At 37.8% G+C, this 25,197-nt stretch carries 26 protein-coding genes; 25 read left to right on the top strand and 1 reads right to left on the bottom strand.

Annotated elements, in window-relative coordinates; translation table 11 throughout:
* The 3 genes from JIN86_RS19390 (at position 1) to JIN86_RS19400 (ending at position 3,542) form a co-directional block, all read left to right on the top strand.
* Positions 1 to 525: a FixH family protein gene (locus JIN86_RS19390; RefSeq protein WP_004230451.1), complete on the top strand. Its 525-nt coding sequence runs from the start codon at positions 1 to 3 to the stop codon at positions 523 to 525.
* A gap of 121 nt (positions 526 to 646) precedes the next feature.
* A complete protein-coding gene (locus JIN86_RS19395) occupies positions 647 to 1,219 on the top strand; it encodes a TetR/AcrR family transcriptional regulator (protein ID WP_009373269.1) in 573 nt (190 codons plus the stop codon).
* Between the two features lie 133 nt (positions 1,220 to 1,352).
* Positions 1,353 to 3,542 (top strand): YhgE/Pip domain-containing protein, encoded by a 2,190-nt coding sequence (locus JIN86_RS19400; protein WP_004230454.1) that lies wholly within the window; start codon positions 1,353 to 1,355, stop codon positions 3,540 to 3,542.
* Between the two features lie 406 nt (positions 3,543 to 3,948).
* On the opposite strand, the gene yhfH is transcribed toward JIN86_RS19400, so the two are convergent.
* Positions 3,949 to 4,074 (bottom strand): protein YhfH, encoded by a 126-nt coding sequence (yhfH, locus tag JIN86_RS19405; protein ID WP_004230455.1) that lies wholly within the window; start codon positions 4,072 to 4,074, stop codon positions 3,949 to 3,951.
* 144 nt (positions 4,075 to 4,218) lie between these two features.
* Between yhfH and lplA the strand changes: the two genes are divergently transcribed.
* From lplA to hisIE, 22 genes are all read left to right on the top strand, one after another.
* The gene (gene lplA, locus JIN86_RS19410) at positions 4,219 to 5,211 is read left to right on the top strand and encodes a lipoate--protein ligase (protein ID WP_004230456.1); all 993 of its coding nucleotides are present in this window, start codon (positions 4,219 to 4,221) and stop codon (positions 5,209 to 5,211) included.
* Positions 5,212 to 5,311: 100 nt separating this feature from the next.
* Positions 5,312 to 6,016, top strand: a complete 705-nt coding sequence (locus tag JIN86_RS19415) for a response regulator transcription factor (protein ID WP_004230457.1) — start codon at positions 5,312 to 5,314, stop codon at positions 6,014 to 6,016.
* Positions 6,016 to 6,999 (top strand): sensor histidine kinase, encoded by a 984-nt coding sequence (locus tag JIN86_RS19420; protein ID WP_202342651.1) that lies wholly within the window; start codon positions 6,016 to 6,018, stop codon positions 6,997 to 6,999. The genes JIN86_RS19415 and JIN86_RS19420 overlap by 1 nt, the downstream gene beginning before the upstream one ends.
* 11 nt (positions 7,000 to 7,010) lie before the next feature.
* Positions 7,011 to 7,436: a hypothetical protein gene (locus JIN86_RS19425; RefSeq protein WP_048390821.1), complete on the top strand. Its 426-nt coding sequence runs from the start codon at positions 7,011 to 7,013 to the stop codon at positions 7,434 to 7,436.
* Positions 7,437 to 7,448: 12 nt separating this feature from the next.
* Complete coding sequence (locus JIN86_RS19430; RefSeq protein ID WP_004230460.1) at positions 7,449 to 8,225, top strand: ABC transporter ATP-binding protein; 777 nt, start codon at positions 7,449 to 7,451, stop codon at positions 8,223 to 8,225.
* Entirely contained in the window at positions 8,197 to 10,131 is a 1,935-nt protein-coding gene (locus JIN86_RS19435) for an FtsX-like permease family protein (protein ID WP_004230461.1), read from the top strand. Before JIN86_RS19430 ends, JIN86_RS19435 begins: the two co-directional genes overlap by 29 nt.
* A gap of 142 nt (positions 10,132 to 10,273) precedes the next feature.
* On the top strand, positions 10,274 to 11,821 hold the full coding sequence (locus tag JIN86_RS19440) for a fatty acid--CoA ligase family protein (protein WP_004230462.1): 1,548 nt from the start codon (positions 10,274 to 10,276) through the stop codon (positions 11,819 to 11,821).
* A 249-nt stretch (positions 11,822 to 12,070) separates the two neighbouring features.
* Positions 12,071 to 12,718 carry a VTT domain-containing protein gene (locus JIN86_RS19445; protein ID WP_004227966.1) on the top strand — a complete coding sequence of 216 codons (648 nt, stop codon included), beginning with the start codon at positions 12,071 to 12,073 and terminating at the stop codon, positions 12,716 to 12,718.
* A gap of 165 nt (positions 12,719 to 12,883) precedes the next feature.
* Positions 12,884 to 14,113: an EAL and HDOD domain-containing protein gene (locus JIN86_RS19450; RefSeq protein WP_202342652.1), complete on the top strand. Its 1,230-nt coding sequence runs from the start codon at positions 12,884 to 12,886 to the stop codon at positions 14,111 to 14,113.
* A gap of 162 nt (positions 14,114 to 14,275) precedes the next feature.
* A complete protein-coding gene (locus JIN86_RS19455) occupies positions 14,276 to 15,118 on the top strand; it encodes a YitT family protein (RefSeq protein WP_004227970.1) in 843 nt (280 codons plus the stop codon).
* Between the two features lie 48 nt (positions 15,119 to 15,166).
* Positions 15,167 to 15,490 carry a cytochrome c551 gene (gene cccB, locus JIN86_RS19460; RefSeq protein ID WP_004227972.1) on the top strand — a complete coding sequence of 108 codons (324 nt, stop codon included), beginning with the start codon at positions 15,167 to 15,169 and terminating at the stop codon, positions 15,488 to 15,490.
* Positions 15,491 to 15,632: 142 nt separating this feature from the next.
* On the top strand, positions 15,633 to 16,568 hold the full coding sequence (gene hprK / locus JIN86_RS19465) for an HPr(Ser) kinase/phosphatase (RefSeq protein WP_004227974.1): 936 nt from the start codon (positions 15,633 to 15,635) through the stop codon (positions 16,566 to 16,568).
* A 43-nt stretch (positions 16,569 to 16,611) separates the two neighbouring features.
* Positions 16,612 to 17,433, top strand: a complete 822-nt coding sequence (gene lgt / locus JIN86_RS19470) for a prolipoprotein diacylglyceryl transferase (RefSeq protein WP_202342653.1) — start codon at positions 16,612 to 16,614, stop codon at positions 17,431 to 17,433.
* 13 nt (positions 17,434 to 17,446) lie between these two features.
* Positions 17,447 to 18,088, top strand: coding sequence for a pyrophosphatase PpaX (ppaX, locus tag JIN86_RS19475; RefSeq protein WP_202342654.1), 642 nt, complete (start codon positions 17,447 to 17,449; stop codon positions 18,086 to 18,088).
* Between the two features lie 5 nt (positions 18,089 to 18,093).
* Entirely contained in the window at positions 18,094 to 18,636 is a 543-nt protein-coding gene (locus JIN86_RS19480) for an acyltransferase (protein WP_004227988.1), read from the top strand.
* A gap of 831 nt (positions 18,637 to 19,467) precedes the next feature.
* On the top strand, positions 19,468 to 20,640 hold the full coding sequence (locus tag JIN86_RS19485) for an ATP phosphoribosyltransferase regulatory subunit (RefSeq protein ID WP_004227989.1): 1,173 nt from the start codon (positions 19,468 to 19,470) through the stop codon (positions 20,638 to 20,640).
* The gene (hisG, locus tag JIN86_RS19490; RefSeq protein WP_004227990.1) at positions 20,633 to 21,277 is read left to right on the top strand and encodes an ATP phosphoribosyltransferase; all 645 of its coding nucleotides are present in this window, start codon (positions 20,633 to 20,635) and stop codon (positions 21,275 to 21,277) included. Before JIN86_RS19485 ends, hisG begins: the two co-directional genes overlap by 8 nt.
* Before the next feature lie 32 nt (positions 21,278 to 21,309).
* Positions 21,310 to 22,584 (top strand): histidinol dehydrogenase, encoded by a 1,275-nt coding sequence (gene hisD / locus JIN86_RS19495; protein WP_009373257.1) that lies wholly within the window; start codon positions 21,310 to 21,312, stop codon positions 22,582 to 22,584.
* A gap of 4 nt (positions 22,585 to 22,588) precedes the next feature.
* Positions 22,589 to 23,188, top strand: a complete 600-nt coding sequence (gene hisB / locus JIN86_RS19500; protein WP_004227994.1) for an imidazoleglycerol-phosphate dehydratase HisB — start codon at positions 22,589 to 22,591, stop codon at positions 23,186 to 23,188.
* Positions 23,185 to 23,817, top strand: a complete 633-nt coding sequence (hisH, locus tag JIN86_RS19505; protein ID WP_004227995.1) for an imidazole glycerol phosphate synthase subunit HisH — start codon at positions 23,185 to 23,187, stop codon at positions 23,815 to 23,817. The genes hisB and hisH overlap by 4 nt, the downstream gene beginning before the upstream one ends.
* Positions 23,811 to 24,572, top strand: a complete 762-nt coding sequence (hisF, locus tag JIN86_RS19510) for an imidazole glycerol phosphate synthase subunit HisF (protein ID WP_004227996.1) — start codon at positions 23,811 to 23,813, stop codon at positions 24,570 to 24,572. Before hisH ends, hisF begins: the two co-directional genes overlap by 7 nt.
* Positions 24,569 to 25,186 carry a bifunctional phosphoribosyl-AMP cyclohydrolase/phosphoribosyl-ATP diphosphatase HisIE gene (hisIE, locus tag JIN86_RS19515; protein WP_004227997.1) on the top strand — a complete coding sequence of 206 codons (618 nt, stop codon included), beginning with the start codon at positions 24,569 to 24,571 and terminating at the stop codon, positions 25,184 to 25,186. Before hisF ends, hisIE begins: the two co-directional genes overlap by 4 nt.
* Positions 25,187 to 25,197: the final 11 nt, after the last annotated feature.

Genomic DNA, 25,197 nt, shown 5'->3' on the forward strand with positions numbered 1-25,197 from the left:
ATGAAAAAGTGGTTATTTGCGCTAATAGCAGTCCCTACATTATTAGTAGGATGTGGAGAAAAAAAAGAGGCATTGCCAGAACCAGAAGTACCACAGATCCCAGAAGTTGAAATTTTAACACCAAAAGAAGTAGCACTCAATGAAACGATTGAGCTGGCAGCACATGTTGAACAAGGTGGAAAAAATGTCGATGATGCTGTAGTAGAATTTGAAGTTTGGGAATCAGGAAAACGTGATGAAGGTCAAATGATTGATGGGAAATTAGAGCAAGACGGTGTATATAAAGCAACGACTACTTTTGATCATGATGGTGTGTATTATATGTATGCACATACAACAGCTAACGGTGTTCATAATATGCCAAAGCAACAAATTATTGCTGGCAGCCCTGATATGACAAAGGTTGTCCCAGAGGATGAAAAAGCCAATAACAGCATGGATAATAACATGATGGATCATAATAATGACACTTCAGATGATATGGATCATGAGGAAGAGAAAAAAGATGAAAAAAATCATCATTAAAGGCTTGCAATTTTTTTGAAATAGGAATATGATAATGACCAGATGACCGAAATGGTTTTCTGGTCATTTTTATGAAAGTGTACGAGAGATGTACATAACCTAACTAGAAAGGATGTTACTAATGGATCGTAGGCAGGAAATTCTTGAAGCAGCTGCAAAATCTTTTACATTGTTTGGCTACAAGGCAACAACAATGGAGCAAGTGGCGAAAATTGCCAATGTGGGTAAAGGTACGATTTATACATTCTTTGCAAATAAAGAAATTTTATTTCAAGAGATCGCAATGTCACTTGTACGAGAGATGAAAGCGGAAGCAGATGCAGTGTTGGATGCATCAGCAAGCTTTATGGATAATGCGCATAATGCTTTAATGAAAATGCTACAGTTCCGAGAAAAACATCTTTTATTTGCAAAGCTAATCGAGGAAGAAAAAGAATTACGAACACCAGCAGTTAAACAGGTGCTACTACGTATCGAGACTGAAATCTTATCGTATGTCGCAGAGTTAATACAACGACGTATTAATAAAGGTGAAATTAGAGAGTGTGATGCGGAGCTAGTTAGTTACTTATTGCTGAAGGCATATCTTGCTTTTGTTGTCGATTGGCATGAGTTACATGGTGATGTAATCCCTGAAGAAAAGATTCTTAATCTTTTTAAGGAAACTATCTTTCGAGGTTTGATTTTAACTTGATTCGATAAAATACAGCTGTATAAGTATTGAATCAAGTGCTCTTTTTGCAATATTGTCGAGGTTGATTATTTTTTTTGAATGAAAATGACCAAATGACGTTTTCGGTCAAATAGTTTAGGAGTGAGGATATTATATGATTAAAGCTGAGTGGCTAAAGATCTTTAAAACAAGAAAAATGCTTGTTTCAATCATTGCTGTATTATTTATTCCAGTAATGTATGCGGGTATGTTTTTATGGGCGTTTTGGGATCCTTATGCGGGGCTTCCTAATCTTCCAGTAGCAGTTGTTAATGAGGATACTGGTGCTGAGATGGATGGCGTTAAATTAGACTTAGGGGATACCTTGGTCGATAAATTGATAGATAGCGAGCAATTTAACTTTATAGAAGTTTCAAAAGATGAAGCTGAAAAAGGCTTAAATAGTCGTGATTATTATATGATTTTAGAAATTCCAACAAATTTCTCTGAACATGCAACAACACTATTAGATGACAAACCATCAAAATTAGTAATGAACTACATTCCAAACGAGGGATTGAACTTCCTTGGTGCTCAAATTGGTGAGACAGCAATGGATCGTGTACGCGCTGAAGTAAATTCTCAAGTATCAGCGACGTATGCAGAAAAATTATTTGATTCCATTGCAACACTTGGAGATGGCTTTACAGAAGCAGCAGATGGCTCAAATAAGCTAGATGAGGGTGCACAAAAAGTAGCGAATGGTGCAAAAGATTTAAAAGGATATCTGGAGCAACTAGCATCGAGCACAGTTGAACTATCAAATGGTACTGATAAATTAACAAAAGGTGCGGGAGATGCGGCAAAAGGTGCGAATGACTTATCTAGTGGTTTAGTCAAACTACAAGATGGTACAGTTCAATTACAAAAGGGTGCACAGCAAGCTGCAAATGGAGCAACGAGCCTTGAACAGGGGTTATCACAATATACACAGGGTGTTGCAAAAGTTGGTGCTGGTTTAACCACTTTAAATGACAAACAACAGCAAATTAGTACAGGTGCAGCATCTATTGCTGAGAACGCCGGTGCATTGAATGGTGCAGCAACCCAATTAACAGCGGGATCTGCAAAAGTAGAGGCAGGCATTACAGCCCTATCAAATCAATTACAAACGATGATGGCTTCAATGCCTGAAGAACAAGCAGCAGCGTTGAAACAAACATTAGCGGAACTACAGGCAGGTAGTGCTAGTGTGCATAACGGTTTAACATCTTTATCAGCTGGTACAGAAAAATTACAAGCTGGTGCCAATCAAGTAAGCTCTGGTGCAACTCAAATTGCAGCAGGTCAAGCAGAAGTGCTAGCTGGTGCGAATGCATTAACAGCTAAAAGTAATGCTTTATTGGAAGGTGCAAAAGGTCTACAAGCAGGTAATGCTACATTAGCTGCAAAATTAGGTGAACTACATGCAGGTGTAAATACAGCTGTAACAGGTTCAAAAACATTAGCATCTGGATTAAATGAATTAGCGAATGGTACAACAACATTAAATCAAGGTACTTCAACACTTGCTTCAAAATCTGGTGAACTAGCACAAGGATCTGCAACACTTGCAGATGGTTCGACAGAGCTTGCAGATGGTACAGCTACTTTATCTGGTAAATTAGGTGAGGCTAGTGAAAAAGCAAATGAAGTCAAAGCAAATCAAGACACGTATGATATGGTAGGTAGTCCAGTTGAAGTTGAAAAAGAGTCTGTAAACCATGTTCCTAACTATGGTACAGGTTTTGCACCGTACTTTATTTCTCTAGGTTTATTCGTAGGTGCATTATTAATTTCAATTGTGTTCCCACTTGTTGAACCTGCTATTCGTCCTAAAAACGGGGCATCTTGGTTTACAAGTAAAGTGACTGTACTAGCAGTAGTAGGTTTAGTGCAAACATTACTAACAGTAGTTATTGTCAAATGGGGTCTAGGACTCGAAGTGAATAACATGAGCTACTTTATTTTAACAGCCTTATTAACAAGCTATGTATTTTTAGCCTTAATTCAAATGCTTGTTTCGATCTTTGGTGACCCTGGTCGTTTCATGGCAATAGTTGTACTAATTTTACAATTAACAACAAGTGCAGGTACATTCCCATTAGAATTAATACCTTCACCATTACAAGTATTTAACAAGCTATTACCGATGACATATACAGTGCAAGCATTTAAATCAAGTATTTCTACTGGTGATACGTCATTCTTAATGCAAAACTATGGTGTTCTAGCTGGTTTCTTAGTAGCATTCTTAGCAATCACATTTGGTTACTTCATGCTACTGCACAATAAACGTTACTCTAAAGTAGCTGAAGAAAACTAATCATGAAGCACTCACCCAATGTAGGTGAGTGCTTTGTTGTTCATAGGGGTTATGTAATAATTCTTCAGCCTCAAATGACATAAATAAAAACAAAGCGAGCTATAGAAATTTTATGAAAAAAGAGTTTGAATTTGCATTCCAGGCTATTTGCTTTTCAGTGGGCGAGTAGCGAGCTGCTCCCTCTGGACGCTGGCAGAACAGAAATCCCCTTTCCTTGTCAAACGGTCTTTCTCTGCTAGCGATTGTCTTTTTTCAACAATAAAAAACAACAGCTGATATGAGCGTATCAGCTGTTGTTTTTTGTAAGTGTAAGAGATTTAATTAAGGGTTCATCAAAATATGATGAAGGGTGTCATGATTACTACGTGTGGGGCACGTATATGACTATATCAGAATAGGCAAATGCTTATAGGTGGTTACATTTTTCACAAGTGTTGCTGTAGCATTCGCTTTGTTCTTCCATTTTTTCACCGCACTCAGTACATTGCTTAGCAGGTAAATTCTTGAAAAATTCAACTACGTTTTCTAACATTGTGGACTCCTCCTTTAAGTTCATCTGTACTATTACTGTTTTGATATTTTCTAGTGTATTATAACAGATGCTTTTCGTCAACACAAAATGCCTAATTTACGGTAAAATAAATATGGATATTTTGTGAAGGAGGAAACGTGAACTATGATTTTCGTTGATAATAAAGGGATCCATGATCCACGCATTAATCTTGCTATTGAGGAGTATTTGTTAAAAACAATGGACGTTGAGAAAGAGCCAGTGCTCCTTTTCTACATTAATCAACCGTCTATCATCATCGGTAAAAACCAAAATACGATTGAAGAAATCAATACAGACTATGTAGAGGACAATGGCATTATTGTTGTGCGCCGTCTTTCAGGTGGTGGTGCTGTTTACCATGATTTAGGCAATCTTAACTTCAGCTTTATTACCAATGATGATGGTGATAGCTTTATGAACTATAAAAAATTCACACAACCAGTCGTTGACGCTCTAGCAAAAATGGGTGTGAATGCAGAGCTCTCAGGACGCAATGATATACTAGCAGAGGGACGTAAAGTTTCAGGAAATGCTCAGTTCTCTACAAAAGGACGTATGTTCAGCCATGGTACATTGATGTTTGATACAGAAATTGATGCGGTTGTCTCTGCTTTAAAGGTCAAAAAGGATAAAATCGAATCAAAAGGTATTAAATCGATTCGCTCACGAGTAGCAAACATTTCAGAGTTTTTAAAGGAGCAAATGACAGTTGAGGAATTCCGTCTTGAAATTTTGAAATCCATTTTTGGCGGAGAAGAAAACATTCGTTATTATGAGCTAACTGAAGATGATTGGGCGAATATCCACAAGCTATCAGAGGAACGCTATCAAACATGGGAGTGGAATTTTGGGAAATCACCACGCTTTAATATTCAAAAAACACATCGATTCCCAACAGGAGGCATTGATATTCGCCTAGAAGTAAATCATGGTGTGATGGAAGAAGTGCATATTTTTGGAGATTTCTTTGGTGTCGGTGATATGGCTGATATAGAACGGCGCTTAGTTGGGACAAACTATGACAGAGCGGCTATTGCTAAGGCATTAGCAGATATTGATATCCCTACATATTTTGGTGGAATTTCAACTGAGGACTTTTTACAATTAATTTATTAAGGAAAATACGGTTTCATGTAATGTTTTAGCCTAAAGGTTCGCTGACAATTATGTCGTCGAACCTTTTTTTGATACAATATAGAAAGAAAGGAGTGTTGATATGGAAAAGCATCGAATATTCATAGTTGAAGATGATGTCAAGATTGCATCATTACTAGCGGAAACGCTTAGAAAATATCAATACGAAGTTGCAACAATTCAAGAATTTGATCATCTTATAGAAGAATTTACAGCATTTAATCCACATATGGTGCTGCTTGATATAAATTTACCCGCTTACGATGGCTATTATTGGTGTCGCCAGCTACGTCAGCATACAACATGTCCAATAATTTTCATTTCTGCACGCTCTGGAGAAATGGACCAAATCTTTGCACTTGAAAATGGGGGCGACGATTTTATTACAAAGCCTTTTAACTACGAAATTGTGTTGGCTAAAATCCGTAGTCATCTACGCCGTACATATGGTGAATATGCAGCAAGGCAAGAAGAACGGACAATCAAGCAAGGACAGCTTGTACTTCATTTAGAAAGAATGGAGCTACATAAAAATGATTTAGAAATTCCACTGCAGAAAAAAGAATGTATTATCTTAGAGCTTTTGATGGGCAATGCACCGAAAGTAGTTTCACGTGAGCAATTGTTAGAGGAGCTTTGGGACGATCAAGCATTTGTCGATGAAAACACTTTGAATGTGAATATGACCAGAGTTCGAAAAAAGTTAGCGGATTATCATATATCGTCAACAATCGAAACGGTACGTGGTGCAGGTTATCGATTCATATTAAGTGCAGGTGAGCTATAGTGGGCTGGAAGCTTTTTTTACGTGATTATGCATCATTTATTGTGTTCCAGCTCTTATTAGTTGGTTTCATCATGGTTATCTATGCACTAGACGGTTTTCGAAATATTGATACGGCTGTTTATTCCTTTTGTATTAGCCTTGTACTATTAGCATCCTTTTTACTTGTCCGCTATTTAATGCGGCAACGCTACTTATTGAAGATAACTCAGCTTCCAACAGCAATGGAGGATGTGCTACAAAAAAACGCAAAAACGCCAGAAGCTATGCAAACCGAGAAGTATATGCATGAATTGTATCGACTTTATCAACATGAGTTGCATGCTTTATATGCAAGTCAAAAAAGGCATGATCAATTTATGAACCAGTGGGTCCATCAAATGAAAACACCTATTTCAGTGATTGAATTATTATTACAGGATGACCGACCTCTTGATAAAAAGAACGTTCAGGAGGAAATCGATCGCTTGCGTAGAGGATTGGACATGGTACTTGTTAATGCTCGCCTAGAAAATTTTGAGGATGATATGCAAGTAGAGCGAGTTGCGCTAAAAGGTATTGTAACTGCAACTGTTAATGAAAATAAACGTTTATTTATTACGAAAAGAGTTTTCCCGGAAATTCATATTGAGGACGATCTCATTGTTGCCAGTGATTCAAAATGGCTTCGTTTCATTCTTGGACAATTTATCACCAATGCAGTGAAATACACGTTTGAAGCCAATAAAAAAATTGTTATTTCTGCCATTGAAAAGGATGACTATGTACAACTTGCGATTTGTGATGAGGGTATTGGGATTCCAACTTCCGATCTTTCTCGTGTTACGAAAGCCTTTTTTACTGGCGAAAATGGGCGGAAAACAGGTGAATCAACTGGAATGGGCCTTTATTTAGCCAAAGAAATCTGTGAAAAGCTAGGGCATGAGCTGGCTATTACATCAGAGGTAGGAAAAGGGACGATTGTGACAGTAACATTTACAAATTAGGGGGCACTAGGATGGTAGAGGTACGTATAGAAGATTGGAAACTAACGATTGATAAGGAGAAAACAAATGCGCTTTATATGACACATCTGCAAGCGGGAGATCCATTAGCCTATCAAAATTTTATCCTGGCAAATGAAAAGTTAGATGAAGAACTACTGCATTTTTCAAAGAGCCTTGGGTTAAACTTACAGCAACCAACATTATTGAATGCTTTTCCTGTAGACGGTCAACAGATTATGTATAGTGGGTATTATACTGTATGTGGGGAAATCGTAGAGGGAGAAATGGATGCTTGGGATGTGATTATTGGGGAGCATTGCTTTAGTTTAGTAGAGGAAGAGTCAATACTGGCTTTAACAGAGCCTCATTTTCACATTGGTTTTGAGGTCGTTTTACAGTGGCTTTTACCTCAATCCTTAGAATTAATGAAGAAATAAGGTGAATGAAGTATGCCTATTTTACAAATTAAAGATGTGACAAAAGTGTACGAAGGTAAAGTAACGCATCGTGCATTAAATCAATTGAGCTTTGACGTGGAAGAAGGCGAGTTTTTAGCTGTTATGGGGCCCTCAGGAAGCGGTAAAACGACATTACTGAATATTATTTCGACCATCGATGAACCAACTAGTGGAGAAATCATTTTAGATGGAATGAATCCACATAAATTGAATGCAACAGAGCTTGCCTATTTTAGAAGAAGACAGCTTGGCTTTGTGTTTCAGGATTTCAATCTTTTGCATATGCTGACGGTCGAGGAAAATATCGTGTTGCCCTTAACGTTAGATCAACAGCCACTAGAGGTAATGGAGGAGCGTCTGGCAAGTATTGTAGAAAAGCTAGATTTAACTTCTTTCCTTCATAAACGTCCAAATGAAATATCTGGGGGACAGGCACAAAGAACGGCAATTGGTCGTGCGCTTATTCATAATCCTAGTCTCATTTTAGCGGACGAGCCAACAGGTAATTTAGATTCAAATTCTTCACGTGATGTGCTTGAACTATTAACAAAAGTGAATCAGGATAAACAAACGACAATCGTAATGGTCACGCATGATCCAATTGCAGCAAGTTATTGTGATCGAGTGTTATTCATTAAAGATGGTGAATTTTTTAATGAAATTTATCGAGATGACCGCCGTCAGATGTTTTTCCAACGTATTTTAAATGTTTTGAGCTTACTAGGAGGAGGGCAAGTAGGTGACCTTTCGACAATTCGCTTACCGTAATGTCGTGCGGAACAGCCGGATATATGGTGCCTTTTTCATGGCAAGCTTTTTTTCTGTGGCTGTATTTTTTATCTATTCCATGCTGATGTTTCACCCTGATATTGAACGTGGGATATTAGGGGAGATGTCTCTCATTGGGATGGTGGGGGCTGAAATTGTTCTCGTCCTGTTTACATTATTCTTTTTATATTATTCCATGAGTGCCTTTTTAGAAGCCAGATCACATGAATTTGCTATTTTATTGCACTTGGGAATGGAAAAACGTCAGATGAATAGACTTGTCTTTTTAGAGACAATGATTATTGGAACAGGCTCCATTATTGTAGGGATTGTCTTTGGCTTCTCCTTTTCAAAATTCTTTTTTATGATTGTGCGGGAAATTTTACATTTAGAAGATTTACCACTCTATATTTCATGGGAGCCATTTTTATTAACGATTGGTGTTTTTACAAGTGCATTTTTCGTCATTTCTTTTATTAGTGTGTATTTTTCACGAGAGAGAAAATTACGAGATCTTATAAAAGGCAGTGATTATTTAAATAGCTTAACAACGTATTCAAAAATACGAGCATTCTATGGTATTGCTTTAATTGTAACGACGTATATTCTCGCGTTTGTTGTCGGACATACATCACTAATCGGGCTAACGCTGCTAATACCATTCTCCGCAACATTTGGCACCTATTATTTTTTTAGTGATTCTGTGCCTTGTTTTTTAGATTTAGCACGTGGGAAACGTAAATATCATTGGCAACGCTACCGTCTACTATCACTAGCAGAACAAACGCATATAATGATGGATAACGTGAAAATGTTTTTCGTTGTAACGATGGTATCGACGCTTGCATTTTTATCTGTTGGTGTTTTAGCAACGATGTCCTCCTACACCACGCAATATGATCGATTAAATCCACTAGGGTTGGTTTATAAAGGGGATGTCGATAATCCATATGAACGGGAGCATATCAATTCTTTAAGGCTGCAATTAGAGGGAAAAGGTTTATCTTATCAGCTATCCCGTTTTATTGTTGTGAAGCAAACCTCCTCCTTCACTCGAAATGAAGTGGAGGTTTTTCGAGAGTCCGATATGAATGTCCTGCTTTCTTCCTACAGTTATCCATTATTGAATTTGGAAGCAGGAGAGGCAGTATTCATTCCTTATTCGGAGGATTCCTTAAAAAAATTAAAAGATCGAGTTGTGCATACTGTTTTAGAAGAAAACAATATACCACTCACTATTGATAGTGTCTATCCAAAAATAGTGTTTCCAGGCTCGATTGTCAGTGTCAATTCGATTGTCATTAGTGATGAGGACTTCGCGAAGCTTATTCATCCGATTTCCGATCAAGACATTATTCAACCAAGCTATCATCTATTTACATTTGTTATTCCTCAATGGATGGAAACGAAGGATATCGGTAAGGATATCGATCATCTAGAATCCAATTTATATTTTATTAAAAAGGATAAGTTTAGCCCTTTTTACTTTGAAAATGCAGGATTAAATTATTCTTATATACTAGCTACCTACTCATTATTTACATTAGTGGGTGTCTTAGTAGCCACTGTATTTTTACTTGCGGCTGGAAGCTTTATCTATTTTAAATTGCATACATCCCTCGAACGTGAAAAGCGTAAATTTGATGTATTAAAACGTATGGGTTTAACAGATACGGAGTTAAAAAAGCTAGTTAATCGCCATTTGTTTCCCCAATTCTTCTTACCTTGGGGTGTCGCGATGATGCATAGTGCCTTTGCTTTTCTAATGGTTCAGGGTATTTTAAGGGACATTGCGAATATATCGATTGTAAAAGAAGTATTCTTCGCTTTTGGCTTTTTTGTATTAATACAAGTGGTTTATTTTTATTTAATTCGATGGCGCTATATCTCCCATATTCGCTCATGAAGTAATGGTTTAAAAGAGAAAAAAATGAATTATTTAACGTAATTTATGACATGAGATAAAAAGACTCATTGTTTTTTAGATATATTTCTTATATAATATTACTGAATAATGATTCATTTTATACGATAAGGGGATGGTGTAATTGAATTTAGTTTCACGTGTTCGTCAACAAGCAACAGAACAACCTGAAAAAGTGGCGTATCATTTTATGGGGAAAGATACGACTTACGGGGAATTTGAGCATACAGTTGGCCGCTTTGCAAAGGGATTACAAGATTTAGGCGTTGAAAAAGGGGATCATGTGGCGTTTTTACTCGGCAACACGCCACACTACTTAATTGCCCTTTATGCAACAATGCGCCTAGGGGCAACAGCAATACCTGTTAATCCAATCTATACACCGGATGAAATTTCTTACATTTTGCATAATGGAGATGTAAAAGCAGTCATTGCTCTGGATATGTTGCTACCATTGGTTGAAAAAGGTGTACAAGCATTTCCACAAGTAAAAACATTTATAGTTTGTGAAACCACACCAGATATAGCGGAAAAAGTGGCAGCTTTATCACCACAAGCACAAGAAAAAACACATTTATTTACACATGTAATCGCTAAAACCACTCAAATTTTACAACCTGTTGAAGTTGCAGAGGATGACAATGCTATTATTTTATATACTTCAGGAACTACAGGTAGTCCAAAGGGAGCCATGCTGACACATGGCAATGTGTACTCAAATGCACGTGATGTTGCGCATTATTTAGGCATTAATGCAGAGGATCGTGTTATTGCGACATTACCTGTCTTCCATGTATTTGCCTTAACGGTAGTGGTGAATGCGCCTTTATTAAGTGGGGCAACAGTTTTACTTGCACCACGCTTTAGCCCTAGTGATATTTTCGCTTTAGCACGAGAGCAAAAAGCAACAGTATTTGCTGGTGTTCCTACTATGTATAATTTCTTGTACCAATTACCTGAGGGCAATCCTGAAGATTTCTCGACAATCCGTTTAGCTATTTCAGGTGGTGCCTCCTTGCCTGTTGCGCTATTACATAATTTCGAACAGAAATTTAATGTGCGTGTGTCAGAGGGCTATGGCTTATCTGAAGCTTCACCCGTTACATGTTTTAACCCATTAGATCGTGATCGTAAAGCAGGCTCTATAGGAACATCTATTAGCAATGTCGAGAATAGAGTGGTCGATGTTAATGGTCAGGAAGTACCTGTGGGCGAAGTTGGAGAGCTAATTGTACGTGGCCCAAACGTGATGAAGGGATACTATAAAATGCCTGAAGAAACGGCGATGGCGATTCGCGACGGCTGGCTCTATACAGGAGATTTAGCAAAGGTAGATGAAGAAGGGTATTTTTACATTGTCGATCGTAAAAAGGATATGATTATTGTAGGGGGCTTTAATGTTTATCCTCGTGAGGTGGAGGAAGTGCTGTTTGCCCATAATAATATTGTAGAGGCAGCGGTTGTAGGCTTCCCAGATCCTAACTTAGGGGAAGCGGTACATGCCTATGTTGTGTTGAAAGAAGTAGCTGCTACTACAACAGATGATCTACTATCCTATTGTGCTAAACATATGGTGAAGTATAAGGTTCCGAAAGTAATTGAAATACTGGATGAACTACCAAAAAACACAACAGGAAAAATATTAAGACGCTCATTAAAAGAAAAAGTTTAAACGAGAAAGGCTACTATTGTAAAATGGTAGCTCTTTTTTTGTACATTATTCGTATAATAGTAAAATCAGTTGAGAGTAGATGTCTGTAAGTGATAAAATCAAACTTGTGAAATCTTCTACATACTTTTCAAGAGCTTGTCATATAGTGAGGAAGTAATGTAAAAAGACGTACAAAACTGGAACCCTTTGAGGTGAAGCCACGTCAAAACTTTTAGGTAAAAATACTATTGAAAGAGAGCATACAAAAACATGTTAGAACTCATTAAGGAGTTAATAAGTTTTATTGTGCATATCGATGTGCATTTAGAAGAAATTATTCGTGATTTTGGCAATTGGAGCTATCTTATTTTATTTGCGATAGTTTTTGTAGAAACAGGGGTTGTTATTTTCCCATTCTTACCTGGTGATTCCTTGTTATTTGCAAGTGGAACATTAGCTGCGGCAATGGGCGCATTCGATATGTGGATTTTAATCCCTGTATTTTTAGCAGCAGCTATTTTGGGCGATACGATGAACTATCATATTGGTCATAAGGTAGGGACATCTATTCCACCAAAGAGCCTCCTCGGTAGAGTTGTTAAAAAAGAGCGTATGGAAGCAGCTGAAAAATTCTTTAATACACATGGTGGGAAAACGATCGTAATCGCACGTTTCATGCCATTTATTCGTACATTTATCCCGTTTGTGGCGGGTGCAAGTAAAATGAAATATAGTTATTTCTTATTTTATAATATTTTTGGTGCAATTTTATGGGTATTCAGTTGTACATTATTAGGTTACTTCTTTGGGAATATTCCAATTATTAAAGATAACTTCTCAGTTGTCCTAATTTTGATTATCATTATATCCGTTGTTCCTGCAGTGATTGGTGCAATAAAATCCAAAGTAGGTAAATAATATGGACAGTCCTTAAGTGATTCATCATCACGAGGACTGTCCCTTCTTTTTTATTGGCTGAAAAAGCCAAGTTGACATGTTAAGTTTAGCTGGAAGTATAAGCATCAGGTCGTAAAAAATGTTATACTATAAATTACTAGAAAATGGAGAAATGGGGGCAATGGAATGGAAGTATTCATTGGCAGACAGCCTATATTTAATCTTCATGAGCAAGTCGTTGCATATGAATTGTTATACCGTAGCAAAAACGTAAATGCCTTTCCAATGGTCGATTCAGATGCAGCAACGATTGATGTACTTGTGAACTCATTTCTTTCAATTGGTTTTGAAGAGGTAACGAAAGGGAAACCTGGATTTGTTAATTTTACTGAAAACTTATTGATGAGCTCTATACATGAATTTTTAAATCCCTCACAGGTAGTGATTGAGATATTAGAGGATGTTCCACTTACCTCTCAATTAGTGGAGCGTGTAATTGAGCTAAAAAAACAAGGGTTTCAAATTGCCTTGGATGATTTTATGATGGATGATCAAGTGGAAGTTTATGATGAATTATTTGAAAAAATTGATTATATAAAGGTGGATTTTTTAGCTTCTTCCATCGTGAAAAGAATGGAAATAGAAAATAAAGTTAAGGAGAAATTTCCACATATTCAATTGCTCGCTGAAAAGGTAGAGACGCGTCATCAATTTGAAGTTGCTAAGTCCTCAGGCTATGTGTTATTTCAAGGTTATTTCTTTGAACAACCGCAAATAATACGAGCAACAGACATTCCAGCAAATGCGATTCAATATATTCACATTATCTCCCTACTAAAAGAGGAAGAACCGAATATTCATTTATTAGCAGAAAATATTGAACGAGATATTTCATTGACATACAAATTATTGCAAATGATAAATAACTCATCAAAACGATCTAAATCTAAAGTGCGCTCCATCAAGCAGGCGATTGTGTTATTGGGCGTATCGAATTTACGAAAATGGATTTATTTATTGGCCATGCGTGAAATTGATATTGATGCTGATTCCGATCTGTTTAAAGAAGTGATGTGTACGTCTTTATTCCGAGCTAAGGTTTGTGAAAAACTAGCTAAGCTTGCTTATAAAAAGAATTTCTCAGAATATTTTTTAGTCGGCATGTTTTCTCTAATTGACACATTACTTCAAAGACCGATGAATGTTATTTTACAGCAGCTACCATTCTCAGAGGCTATTACGAATACCATTTTAGGCTTTGAAACGGAAATGACCCCTTATTTGGAGTTTAGTATTGCGTTAAGTAAACTAGATTGGCCGCGATTAGAAGAGCTAGCTGTACAGTTGAATATACAGTTAGTTGACATTGATCTTTTATATTATGAAGCCATCGAATGGGCAGAAAAATCATTTTAAACCAATCAACAAAAGCTATCTTATTAATTCATGTAAGATAGCTTCTTTTATATTTCCTCACCATAGTATCCCTTCATCATGATGAAGTTCTCAATGCTAAAAGTATTTGCTATAATCATCTCGTCTTAAAAAAATTCTGATAGTTGAAGTGGGCGTGGGGAAATGAAACATGATGTGAGAGATAGCATTGTGGAGTATGTGTATGTCATTGTAGGAGCGGCAATAATTGCTATTGGTTTTAATGTCTTTTTATTACCAAATCAAGTCGCTTCAGGTGGGGTAAGTGGAATAAGTACGATTTTGCATGGTTTATTTGGTTGGAATCCGGGAATTGTTCAGTATGCATTTAACATTCCGCTTTTTATTGCTGGTGTTTTATTATTGGGCAAAAAATTTGGAATAAAATCCTTTATTGGGACAATTACATTACCTTTTATCGTCTTATTAACAAATAGCTGGGAGCCCTGGACTGATAATCCTTTATTGGGTGCTCTTTTTGGTGGAATTGTTGTTGGTCTAGGAATAGGACTGGTCTTTAAGGGGAATGCTTCAACTGGTGGCACTGATTTACTGGCGCAAATCATTACGAAGTTTACAGGATTGTCGCTTGGAACAAGTGTGCTGTTAATAGATGGCGTTATCGCAATTAGTGCAGCAATTGTTTTTGACTTAGAAAAAGGTTTGTATGCTCTGATTGGACTTTATGTTACCACAAAAACGATTGATATTATTCAGCTAGGTTTTAGTCAGTCTAAAATGGTCTATATCATTACATTGAAACAAGATGAGGTAAGGGAAGCCATTTATGCTGAAATTAATCGTGGTGTAACGAAGTTACCAGCAATTGGAGGATATACAGGAGAAGCACGACCAGTTCTAATGGTTGTTGTTTATCAAACAGAATTCACAAAGCTGAAACAACTCATTAAAAGCGTTGACCCATCAGCGTTTGTTATCGTTTCTGATGCATATGAGGTATTAGGAGAAGGTTTCAAACGTGCATAATTTTGGTATAATGGCGGCGTAAGGTATTTATTACGAGGAGGGGTACTAATGAAAAAAGCAATGTTAACATTAGTGTTCGGATCAGCAATCTTCTTAGCTGCATGTGGCGGCGGAGATAAAACTGCATCTAATAATGGTAATGAAAGTGCTACAGAGCCAGATGGCGAAGCAATAGCGATGAAATCTTGTGTTACTTGTCATGGTGGCGAGCTACAAGGTGCTAATGGTCCAGCATTAAATGATGTAGGTTCACGTTTGTCTGAATCAGAAATTTTAGATATTATAAATAATGGTAAAAACGGCATGCCTGCAGGACTAGTAAAAGGTGCAGATGCTGAAGCTGTTGCTAAATGGTTAGCAACGCAAAAATAATTGCTTTTTAAAAACTAGCGGGCTGGAGAGCCGCTAGTTTTTTTAGTGCAAGTAAACGCTGTATTGAGAGTAAATACATTTCTTTTACACATAGACATGCTAAAATAAGATGAACCTTATCCATTGATTGGAGGCTTTTTCATTGGTCGTAGTATTAACAAGAGATGTTATGGAGAAATTTAAATTAGAGTTATTAGCTGGTGAAGAAGGAATAGGCAGGACAATTGTGACAAGTGATATCTCAAGACCAGGGCTTGAAATGGCAGGATACTTTACTCATTATCCAGCAAATCGAGTACAATTGCTTGGCAAGACTGAACTTTCCTTTTTTGAAATGCTCCCAGCAGATGTTAAGCTTGAGCGTATGCGTTTACTTTGTTCACAGGATACACCTGCTATTATTATTTCTAGAGATTTAGAAGTACCAGAGGAGCTTATTCAGGCCTCAAACGAGAAACATGTACCTGTATTTAAAACACATATGACAACAACCAAATTTTCGAGTAGATTGACGAACTACTTAGAGGGGCGCTTAGCTCCAATGACAGCAGCACACGGAGTACTTGTCGATGTGTATGGCATTGGAGTGCTTATAATCGGTAAAAGCGGCGTAGGTAAAAGTGAAACAGCACTTGAGCTTGTAAAAAAGGGTCATCGTTTAGTTGCTGATGATTGTGTTGAAATTCGTCAAGAATCAGAAAACCTATTAATCGGAAGCCCTCCACCTTTGTTAGAGCACTTATTGGAAATACGAGGCATTGGCATTATTGACATTATGACACTCTTTGGTGCAAGTGCAGTACGCCCCTATAAACGTATTACCCTCATCATTGAGCTCGAAATATGGGATCCACAAAAAGTTTATGATCGATTGGGCTTAGAAGAAGAAAAAATGAAAATAATTGACACGGAACTAACAAAACTAACAATTCCAGTAAGACCTGGACGCAATGTCTCCGTTATTATTGAAGTGGCAGCGATGAACTATCGTTTAAAGAAAATGGGCGTCAATGCGGCAGAGGAATTTTCAAGACGTTTAGATGAAGTGATTTCATCAAATGATGTGTTAGACGATTAAAAAGCGAACAACATTGTTCATGACATATTGAGAGGAGTAGAAGATGGATTTATTACTATTGCAAATTGACCCGATTGCCTTTCATTTAGGACCAATTCCAGTTCGTTGGTATGGATTGCTGATTGTGTCGGGAATCATTTTAGCCTATGTTGTTGGGCAAAGAGAGGCCGTTAAGCGAGGTTTGCCTGAAGACTTTCTTGCAGATTTATTATTATGGGCAGTTCCTATATCCATTATCTGTGCACGTATTTACTATGTGTCAATGCGATGGGATTACTATAGCGAAAATCCAGGCAAAATCATAGAGATATGGAATGGTGGTATTGCCATCCATGGTGCACTCATCGGGGCATTTGTCACAGCTTACATATATACTCGTATAAAAAATGTAAGCTTTTTACGAGTAGCAGATATTGCAGCACCTAGTATTTTAATCGGGCAGATTATTGGTCGATGGGGCAACTTTATGAACCAAGAGGCCTATGGTGGCGAGGTATCGAAAGCTTTTTTAGAAAACCTAATGCTACCAGACTGGATTATTAATCAAATGTATATTGAAGAATTAGGTTCATATGTTCATCCCACTTTTTTATATGAATCGATTTGGAACCTAATTGGGCTTATTATTCTATTAGTTTTGCGTAAAGTGAACTTACATCGTGGAGAAATATTCTTTAGCTATTTAATTTGGTATTCAATTGGTCGTTTCTATATCGAAGGAATGCGCACAGATAGCCTTTACTTAGTGGGAGATTTACGTTCAGCACAGGTTGTATCCATTATCGGTATTGTAGTTGGTCTAGGTGCAATTATTTATCGTAGAATAAAGGTGAAACCAACCGTAAAATACTTGGATAATAAATAAGGGGTTGTAAAAGATGGCTGTTAAGGCACTACTATTTGATTTCGATGGGACTTTACTAAATACAAATGATTTAATCATTCAAACATTTATGCATGTATTTAATGAGCGATTTCCCGGGCAATATTCGCCAAAAGATTGCCTGAAATTCATTGGTCCATCATTGAAACAGACATTTAATGACATTGCACCAGGTGAAGAAGACGATTTGATAGAGATGTATCGCGCTTGGAATATTGCACACCATGATGACCTAGTCAGCCAATATCCTGATGTTGTGTCAACTCTAGAGCAGTTAAAAGCTCAAGGTATAAAATTGGCTATTGTTTCGACGAAACGTAATGAGACCATCGATCGTGGACTTGCTATTCTTGGTGCAACGCATCTATTTGATGTGCGTATTGGTACAGATGATGTGAACAATGTGAAGCCTGATCCAGAGCCCGTATTGCTTGCGTTGGAACGATTAGGGATAGAAAAAGACTATGCGATTATGATTGGTGATAATTCGCACGATATTGAAGCTGGACATCGTGCTGGTGTTAGAGCAGCAGGTGTTGCTTGGGCAATTAAGGGAGAGGCGTACTTACAGCAGTATCAACCAGAATATATGTTGCAGCATATGTCAGATTTATGTGATATTGTGAAAGAGGGGTAAGGGAGATGGCGCGTAAAACAGAACGTTATCGTGTCGAAGGAGCCAATTCACTTTGGAATATATATGACACGGTGTCCTTTTGGAAGGTGATGAAGTGTTTCATTGTCATTCAAATCGGACGCTTCACACCATTTTTACGTGTGAAAAACTGGCTATATCGTACTTTTTTAAACATGACTATTGGTAAGCAAACGTCATTAGCCTTAATGGTCATGCCAGATACCATGTTTCCTGAACGTATTTTCATTGGAGACAATACGGTGATTGGTTTTAATACAACCATTTTAGCGCATGAATATTTAATAGAGGAATATCGCTTAGGTGATGTTCATATCGGAAATGAAGTAATGATAGGTGCAAATACAACCATTTTACCAGGTGTAACAATCGGTGATGGTGCCATTGTTTCAGCAGCAACTCTTGTCCATAAGGATGTGCCAGCAGGCTGTTTAGCAGGGGGTAATCCAATGCGAATAATTTATACTGCTGCACAAATGACAGAGCGCAAACGTAATGAGGCTGTAGAGTGGTGTACACCAAAGAAATAAAAAAACTCACGTAGTATAGAGATATACTTCGTGAGTTTTTTGCATATAAAGCTACTCCAAAAAACACTAGTTTTGGAGTAGCTTTTACTGTTTAAGCAAGAGCTGCGTCCTAATCTGTTGAATTCACATATGTCATGATCACCTAGGCAAGTAGTTTTAATAAAAGTTGATTTAATTGCAGTCCTATCAATGTCTTCAGTTGTGTGAAGTGTTACCTTGTCACCAGGATAAAACTCGCCTTTACAAATACTAACGATTATTTGCTCACTAAGTTGTACGAATGGACATGCCATAATAAATCCCTCCAATGTGTAATGTATATGGTTCTTTTTGTTATTAATGCTGTTCTATATTAGTTTTTTAGCGTGTAAAAAGAAAAATAGAATGTGAGTAATAATTAATAAAAATATTGATATAAATGGTGATAATGAGTTTGAGAATCTTTTTATGTGGTTGGTTAAAAAATATATAAATATAATTATTGGATTTTGATATTGTGAATACTCTATTGAAAACTCAATGATTTGTTATGAGAGACTCATTATCAATTTTTAGCGAATACTTTAAGTTATTAAAAATTGATATGTCACAATTTAGACATATTCTCGTTCTCACTAAAGTATTTTGTCAAATTATAAGTAAAATAAGTCATGCTTTTTTTGCAAATTTTTTCAATTCAATGTGTATAATTAACAGAATAATAAGTTTTTAAAGATTTCGATAATTAACGAGGATATCGTTGACTGTATTATTGAAATAAGTTAAAATTCTTTCATAATCTAATTCTCTAACACTCTAGTGAATTAAAGTAAAATGTGAGGAAGTGTCCAAATGTCGTCGATAAAAATGTTTGAAAAACCACTTGGAATGCGTGATACATTCCCGCAAATCTATGAGAAAGTTGAAGCAGTTAGACATGCTGGCAGAGACTTTTTATATAAAAGGGGTTATGAGTTTATTAAAACGCCTGCGGTGGAGTATTTCGATACAGTGGGAAAGGCTTCAGCGATTGCTGATGCTCATTTATTTAAGCTAGTGGATAGCCAAGGAAATACATTAGTGCTGCGACCAGACATGACTACACCGATTGCTCGAGTAGCTACATCGAAACTATTAAAGGAAATGATCCCGCTACGTCTTGCTTATTTTGCAAGCGTTTTTCGGGCCCAGGAAGCAGAGGGTGGCAGGCCTGCTGAGTTTGATCAAATGGGAATTGAGTTAATAGGTGATCAATCAGTTTTTGCCGATGCAGAAGTTATTGTAACGGCAATGGAGCTATTAAAGCATTTTAAATTGGAAGAGTTTAAAATCACAATTGGACATGCTGGTATATTAAATTGCATTTTACAAGATTACACAGAGAGTATCGAACAGCAAATAACGCTTAGAACATTGCTTGTCCAACGAAATTACGTAGGGTTTGAAGAAGCCGTAGAATCATTTGATCTACCAAAAGCTAAATCCGATGCCCTCTTACAATTTATTGAAGAAGCCATGAATGTCAGAGATATACGAGATATTGAAAAATATGTCCGTAAAAATGATGCATTAGAATATATGCAACAACTAGCTCAACTACTTGAAATGGCTGACTTAGCTGATTATGTAGCTTTTGATTTCACACTTTCGAGTCATATGAGTTATTACACGGGTATGCTATTTGAAGTATTTGCTGTAGGAAGTGGCTTTCTATTAGGAAATGGTGGTCGTTATGATGGCTTGTTAGAAGTTTTTGGTTCCAAGGTTGGTGCTACAGGATTTAGTATTCGTGTGGATCGTTTATTAGAAACATTAAATGGGCAGTCAGTGAAACGACAGGAAGCAACAGTTGTTCTTTTTGAAGAAGAACAATTTGAGGCAGCTTTACTAAAGGTTAAAAATTTACGAGCAGCAGGAAAATTAGCTACTTTGCAGTTACGTAGTAGTCTAGTCGATGAGGCGGCCTTTTTAGCATACTTTACAGAAGTGGTGGTAGTTGGACAGGAGGAAGTTGGCGGTGAATGAATTAACGATTGCAATGCCCAAAGGAAGAATCTTTGAAGAGGCATATCAAATGTTGTTAGAGGCAGGTTTTAATTTACCAGAAGAAGTAGAAATGTCACGTAAATTAATGATTGAAATACCAGAGGAAAAAATTCGCTTTATTTTATCAAAGCCAATGGATGTTCCTGTCTATGTTGAACATGGTGTTGCTGATATTGGTATTGCTGGTAAGGATGTTTTGTTAGAGCAACAGCGAGAGGTGCACGAATTACTTGATTTGAAAATTAGTAATTGCTATATCGCTTCTGCAGGGCTACCAAACACCTCCATGAATGAGATTGCGCCTAGAATTGCTACGAAATATCCGAACATTGCCATGAAGTACTACAAAGGCATTGGAGAGCAAGTGGAAATCATCGAGCTCAACGGTTCTATTGAATTAGCACCAATGATTGGCTTAGCTGATCGAATTGTCGATATTGTTTCTACAGGTCGGACATTAAAAGAGAACGGCTTAGTAGAATATGAATTTATTACTGCTGTCTCTTCTCGATTAATTGCAAACCCTGTAAGTTATCGTATGAAAGGTGAGCGTATTATTGATCTCGTGAAGCGATTAAAGAAATGTGTGAATGAGCAAAAAAGTAATCATTTGTAGCTACATATGAAGGACTAAAGGGGATTAATCCTATGAAAATAACAAAGCTTGAAAAAGGCATTTCCTTGAAAAGACCACTTGAAGGAGGGAATGAGGAACAAATAAAAATTGTACGACAAGTGCTTTCGGATGTTAAGGCACAGGGAGATGCGGCGTTACGCACCTATACTGAGCGATGGGATGGCTATGTCCCTAAAAGTTTACGTGTCTCTGAAGCAGAAATACAAGAAGCAGTAAGTGAACTCAATCCTCAACTATATAAGGACTTAGCGGAAGCAGCAGAAAATATTCGTTTTTATCATGAACAACAGATACGTTCAGGGTATCACCTAGAACTGGGAGATGGTTCTTGGTTAGGCCAACGGGTAACGGCTTTAGATGCAGTAGGACTATATGTTCCAGGGGGGACAGCAGCCTACCCTTCATCGGTATTGATGAATGTGATACCAGCGCAGGTTGCAGGGGTGAAACGTATTGTTATTACTTCACCAGCAGGGCCGAATGGGAAACTACCAGCAGGTGTACTTGTGGCGGCTTACCTTTTAGGGATTGATGAGATTTATAAAGTTGGTGGGGCACAAGCAATAGCTGCACTTGCCTATGGCACGGAAACAATTTCCCCAGTTGATAAAATAACAGGTCCAGGAAATATTTATGTGGCACTTGCCAAACGTGAGGTATTTGGAGAAGTGGCCATTGATATGATTGCAGGACCGAGTGAAATTGCTGTGCTGGCCGATGACACAGCCTATCCTGATGAAATTGCTGCAGACCTTTTATCACAAGCAGAGCATGATCCACTAGCTTGCGCCATTCTTGTCACAACCTCAGAGCAATTAGCCAAAAAAGTAGCTGAGGAAGTAGAGAAACAGCTACTGAACTTGCCGCGTCAAGAAGTAGCTCGTGCTTCCATAGAGAAATTTGGGGTAATTTATGTAGCTGAAACGTTGGCAGATGCAGTGGAAGCCATTAATTCATTAGCACCGGAGCATTTGGAAATTGTGACAGCAAATGCAGAGGCGCTAGCTGAGCAAATAAGACATGCTGGTGGTATTTTTATAGGTCGGTATAGTTCTGAGCCAGTTGGTGATTATTTTGCAGGGACCAATCATGTACTTCCAACTAATAGTACGGCTCGTTTTGCAAGTGGCTTAAATGTTGATGATTTTGTGAAAAAATCAAGTATTGTTTACTATAGTGAAAAAACCTGGAGAGACAATGCACCAAAAATTGCACGTTTAGCCCGTATGGAAGGCTTAGAGGGCCATGCTCGTGCAGTGGAATCACGTGGATGGGAGAAGGAATAGGACGATGACAGAAAAGAAACGATATGCAAAGATAGAGCGTACAACGAATGAAACGCAAATTTCAGTAGCAATTGATTTAGATGGTGAAGGCAAGGCAGATATCCAAACAGGCGTTGGATTTATGGACCATATGCTTGATTTATTTATTAAGCACGGACTATTTAATGGCACAATACATGCAAATGGCGATACTTATATTGATGATCACCATACAACAGAAGACCTTGGTATTGTATTAGGACAGGCTGTTCGAGAAGCACTTGGTGATAAGAAAGGCATAAAACGCTATGGTAACGCCTTTGTACCGATGGATGATGCACTAGCTCAGGTAGTTGTAGATTGCTCGAATCGACCTCATCTAGAGTATCGTGTGCCAGCATTAAAAGAAAAAGTAGGAACGTTTGATACAGAATTAGTTCATGAATTTTTATGGAAGTTTGCCCTTGAGGCAAGGATGAATGTTCATGTAATTGTTCCTTATGGACAGAATACACATCACATTATTGAGGCAATTTTCAAAGCATTAGCACGTGCGATTGATGCCGCAGTGGAAATTGACCCGCGTGTTAAAGGCGTACCATCGACTAAGGGGCTGTTGACGTGAAAATAGGTGTCATTGATTATGGAATGGGTAATTTATTTAGTGTGGAGCAGGCATTAAAAAGGCTAGGCTGTGAAGTTATTATAACGGCTGATGAGAAGGCATTAGATACAGCTGACGCACTTTTATTACCAGGGGTGGGGGCATTCCCTGATGCCAGAAAACGTTTAGCTGAAACAAACTTAGACCAATATTTACAGAAGGCACAAAGAGAAAACCGTCCACTTTTAGGAATTTGTCTAGGTATGCAATTATTATTCGAGCAAAGTGATGAGGTAACCCCAACAAAGGGGCTAGGGTTTTTCAAGGGGTGTATTAAACGCTTTAGCGGCATCCAAGACGGCCAAGCATACAGAGTACCACATATGGGTTGGAATGAACTGATTGTGACAAATCGTCCTGCATGGTTACACAATGAAGTATCAGCGAAGCATGTCTATTTTGTTCACTCTTTTTATGCAACAGATATAGGAGAATCAGAGCTTGTTGCCTATGCTGATTACTATGGCATTAAAGTACCTGGTATTGTGATGAATGGTTCTGTGACTGGCATGCAATTTCATCCTGAAAAATCAGGGGAATTAGGTGTTTATTTATTAGAGCAATGGTTGAAAGGTGTGAAGGCATGCTAACAAAACGTATTATTCCATGTCTTGATGTGAAAGAAGGTCGTGTTGTAAAAGGTATACAATTTGTCTCTATCCGAGATGCAGGAGATCCAGTGGAGCTTGCGAAGTTCTATGATGAACAAGGAGCAGATGAGCTTGTATTTTTAGATATTTCTGCATCACATGAAGGTCGAGAAACGATGGTAGATGTCGTTCGTCAAACAGCGGCTACGCTTGCCATACCCTTTACTGTTGGCGGAGGCATTCGTACGTTGGAGGATATGAAGCGTATTTTACGAGCAGGTGCTGATAAAGTTTCAGTGAATACATCCGCGCTGGAAAGACCTGCACTTATACAGGAAGGCTCTGATTACTTTGGCGCACAATGCATTGTTGTCGCAATCGATGCTCGCTATAGTGAGGAAGATAGCACATGGATGGTTTATACACATGGTGGTCGCAACAAAACCCCTTGGTCAGCCATTGAGTGGGCAAAAGAGGCTGTACGCTTAGGAGCTGGTGAGATTTTATTAACAAGTATGAATCAAGATGGAGAAAAATCAGGCTTTGATTTAGCCTTAACCAAAGCAGTGCGTGAAGCTGTGACAGTCCCTGTGATTGCTAGTGGTGGAGCGGGACATGCCGAACATTTTTACGAAGTATTAGCACAAGAGGTAGATGCAGATGCTGCACTAGCAGCCTCTATCTTCCATTATAAAGAAACAAGTGTAGCGCAAGTAAAGGAATACTTACGTGAAAAAGGAGTGGCAGTAAGATGATAGAGAACATTCAATTTGATGAGAGAGGTCTTGTTACAGCTGTAGTACAAGATGCCAATACAAAAGAGGTATTAACAGTAGCTTATATGAATAAGGAGTCATTAGCTAAAACAATTGAATCAGGGGAAACTTGGTTTTATTCTCGTTCCCGTCAAGAGCTTTGGCATAAGGGAGCAACAAGTGGCCATACACAACAAGTGATTTCAATCAAAGCGGATTGTGATCAAGATGCGTTAATAGTAGAGGTTCTACCAACAGGTCCAGCATGTCATAATGGGACAAACTCTTGCTTCACTGAGGTTATTCAGCAAAAAGAGAAGGTAGGCTCTGTGGACATCATTTCTAAACTTGCCCGTCTCATCGAAAAGCGAGAGCAGGAAATGCCAGAAGGAGCATACACTACATATTTATTTGATAAGGGCATTGATAAAATCTGTAAAAAGGTTGGGGAAGAAGCAACAGAGGTGGTCATTGGAGCCAAAAACCGAGATGCTGAGGAAGTAAAATGGGAGGCAGCTGATTTAATTTATCACCTACTCGTATTATTACAAGAACAAAAAGTAAGCATTTATGATGTTCTACATGTGTTGGAAAAACGTCACGAGGAGAAATAACAGCATATTAT

The sequence above is a fragment of the Lysinibacillus sp. HST-98 genome, assembly GCF_016757845.1.
GTDB classification, from domain to species: domain Bacteria; phylum Bacillota; class Bacilli; order Bacillales_A; family Planococcaceae; genus Lysinibacillus; species Lysinibacillus capsici.

What these genes read in the sequence shown, in the direction of transcription:
- JIN86_RS19485 (WP_004227989.1), top strand. Translation starts at nt 19,468, where the DNA reads ATGTCGTCGATAAAAATGTTTGAAAAACCACTTGGAATGCGTGATACA.
- JIN86_RS19390 (WP_004230451.1), top strand. Translation starts at nt 1, where the DNA reads ATGAAAAAGTGGTTATTTGCGCTAATAGCAGTCCCTACATTATTAGTA.
- hisIE (WP_004227997.1), top strand. Translation starts at nt 24,569, where the DNA reads ATGATAGAGAACATTCAATTTGATGAGAGAGGTCTTGTTACAGCTGTA.
- JIN86_RS19455 (WP_004227970.1), top strand. Translation starts at nt 14,276, where the DNA reads ATGAAACATGATGTGAGAGATAGCATTGTGGAGTATGTGTATGTCATT.
- cccB (WP_004227972.1), top strand. Translation starts at nt 15,167, where the DNA reads ATGAAAAAAGCAATGTTAACATTAGTGTTCGGATCAGCAATCTTCTTA.
- JIN86_RS19430 (WP_004230460.1), top strand. Translation starts at nt 7,449, where the DNA reads ATGCCTATTTTACAAATTAAAGATGTGACAAAAGTGTACGAAGGTAAA.
- yhfH (WP_004230455.1), bottom strand. Translation starts at nt 4,074, where the DNA reads ATGTTAGAAAACGTAGTTGAATTTTTCAAGAATTTACCTGCTAAGCAA.
- hisF (WP_004227996.1), top strand. Translation starts at nt 23,811, where the DNA reads ATGCTAACAAAACGTATTATTCCATGTCTTGATGTGAAAGAAGGTCGT.
- JIN86_RS19450 (WP_202342652.1), top strand. Translation starts at nt 12,884, where the DNA reads ATGGAAGTATTCATTGGCAGACAGCCTATATTTAATCTTCATGAGCAA.
- hisB (WP_004227994.1), top strand. Translation starts at nt 22,589, where the DNA reads ATGACAGAAAAGAAACGATATGCAAAGATAGAGCGTACAACGAATGAA.
- lplA (WP_004230456.1), top strand. Translation starts at nt 4,219, where the DNA reads ATGATTTTCGTTGATAATAAAGGGATCCATGATCCACGCATTAATCTT.
- JIN86_RS19480 (WP_004227988.1), top strand. Translation starts at nt 18,094, where the DNA reads ATGGCGCGTAAAACAGAACGTTATCGTGTCGAAGGAGCCAATTCACTT.
- JIN86_RS19425 (WP_048390821.1), top strand. Translation starts at nt 7,011, where the DNA reads ATGGTAGAGGTACGTATAGAAGATTGGAAACTAACGATTGATAAGGAG.
- JIN86_RS19395 (WP_009373269.1), top strand. Translation starts at nt 647, where the DNA reads ATGGATCGTAGGCAGGAAATTCTTGAAGCAGCTGCAAAATCTTTTACA.
- lgt (WP_202342653.1), top strand. Translation starts at nt 16,612, where the DNA reads ATGGATTTATTACTATTGCAAATTGACCCGATTGCCTTTCATTTAGGA.
- hisD (WP_009373257.1), top strand. Translation starts at nt 21,310, where the DNA reads ATGAAAATAACAAAGCTTGAAAAAGGCATTTCCTTGAAAAGACCACTT.
- ppaX (WP_202342654.1), top strand. Translation starts at nt 17,447, where the DNA reads ATGGCTGTTAAGGCACTACTATTTGATTTCGATGGGACTTTACTAAAT.
- JIN86_RS19415 (WP_004230457.1), top strand. Translation starts at nt 5,312, where the DNA reads ATGGAAAAGCATCGAATATTCATAGTTGAAGATGATGTCAAGATTGCA.
- JIN86_RS19445 (WP_004227966.1), top strand. Translation starts at nt 12,071, where the DNA reads ATGTTAGAACTCATTAAGGAGTTAATAAGTTTTATTGTGCATATCGAT.
- JIN86_RS19400 (WP_004230454.1), top strand. Translation starts at nt 1,353, where the DNA reads ATGATTAAAGCTGAGTGGCTAAAGATCTTTAAAACAAGAAAAATGCTT.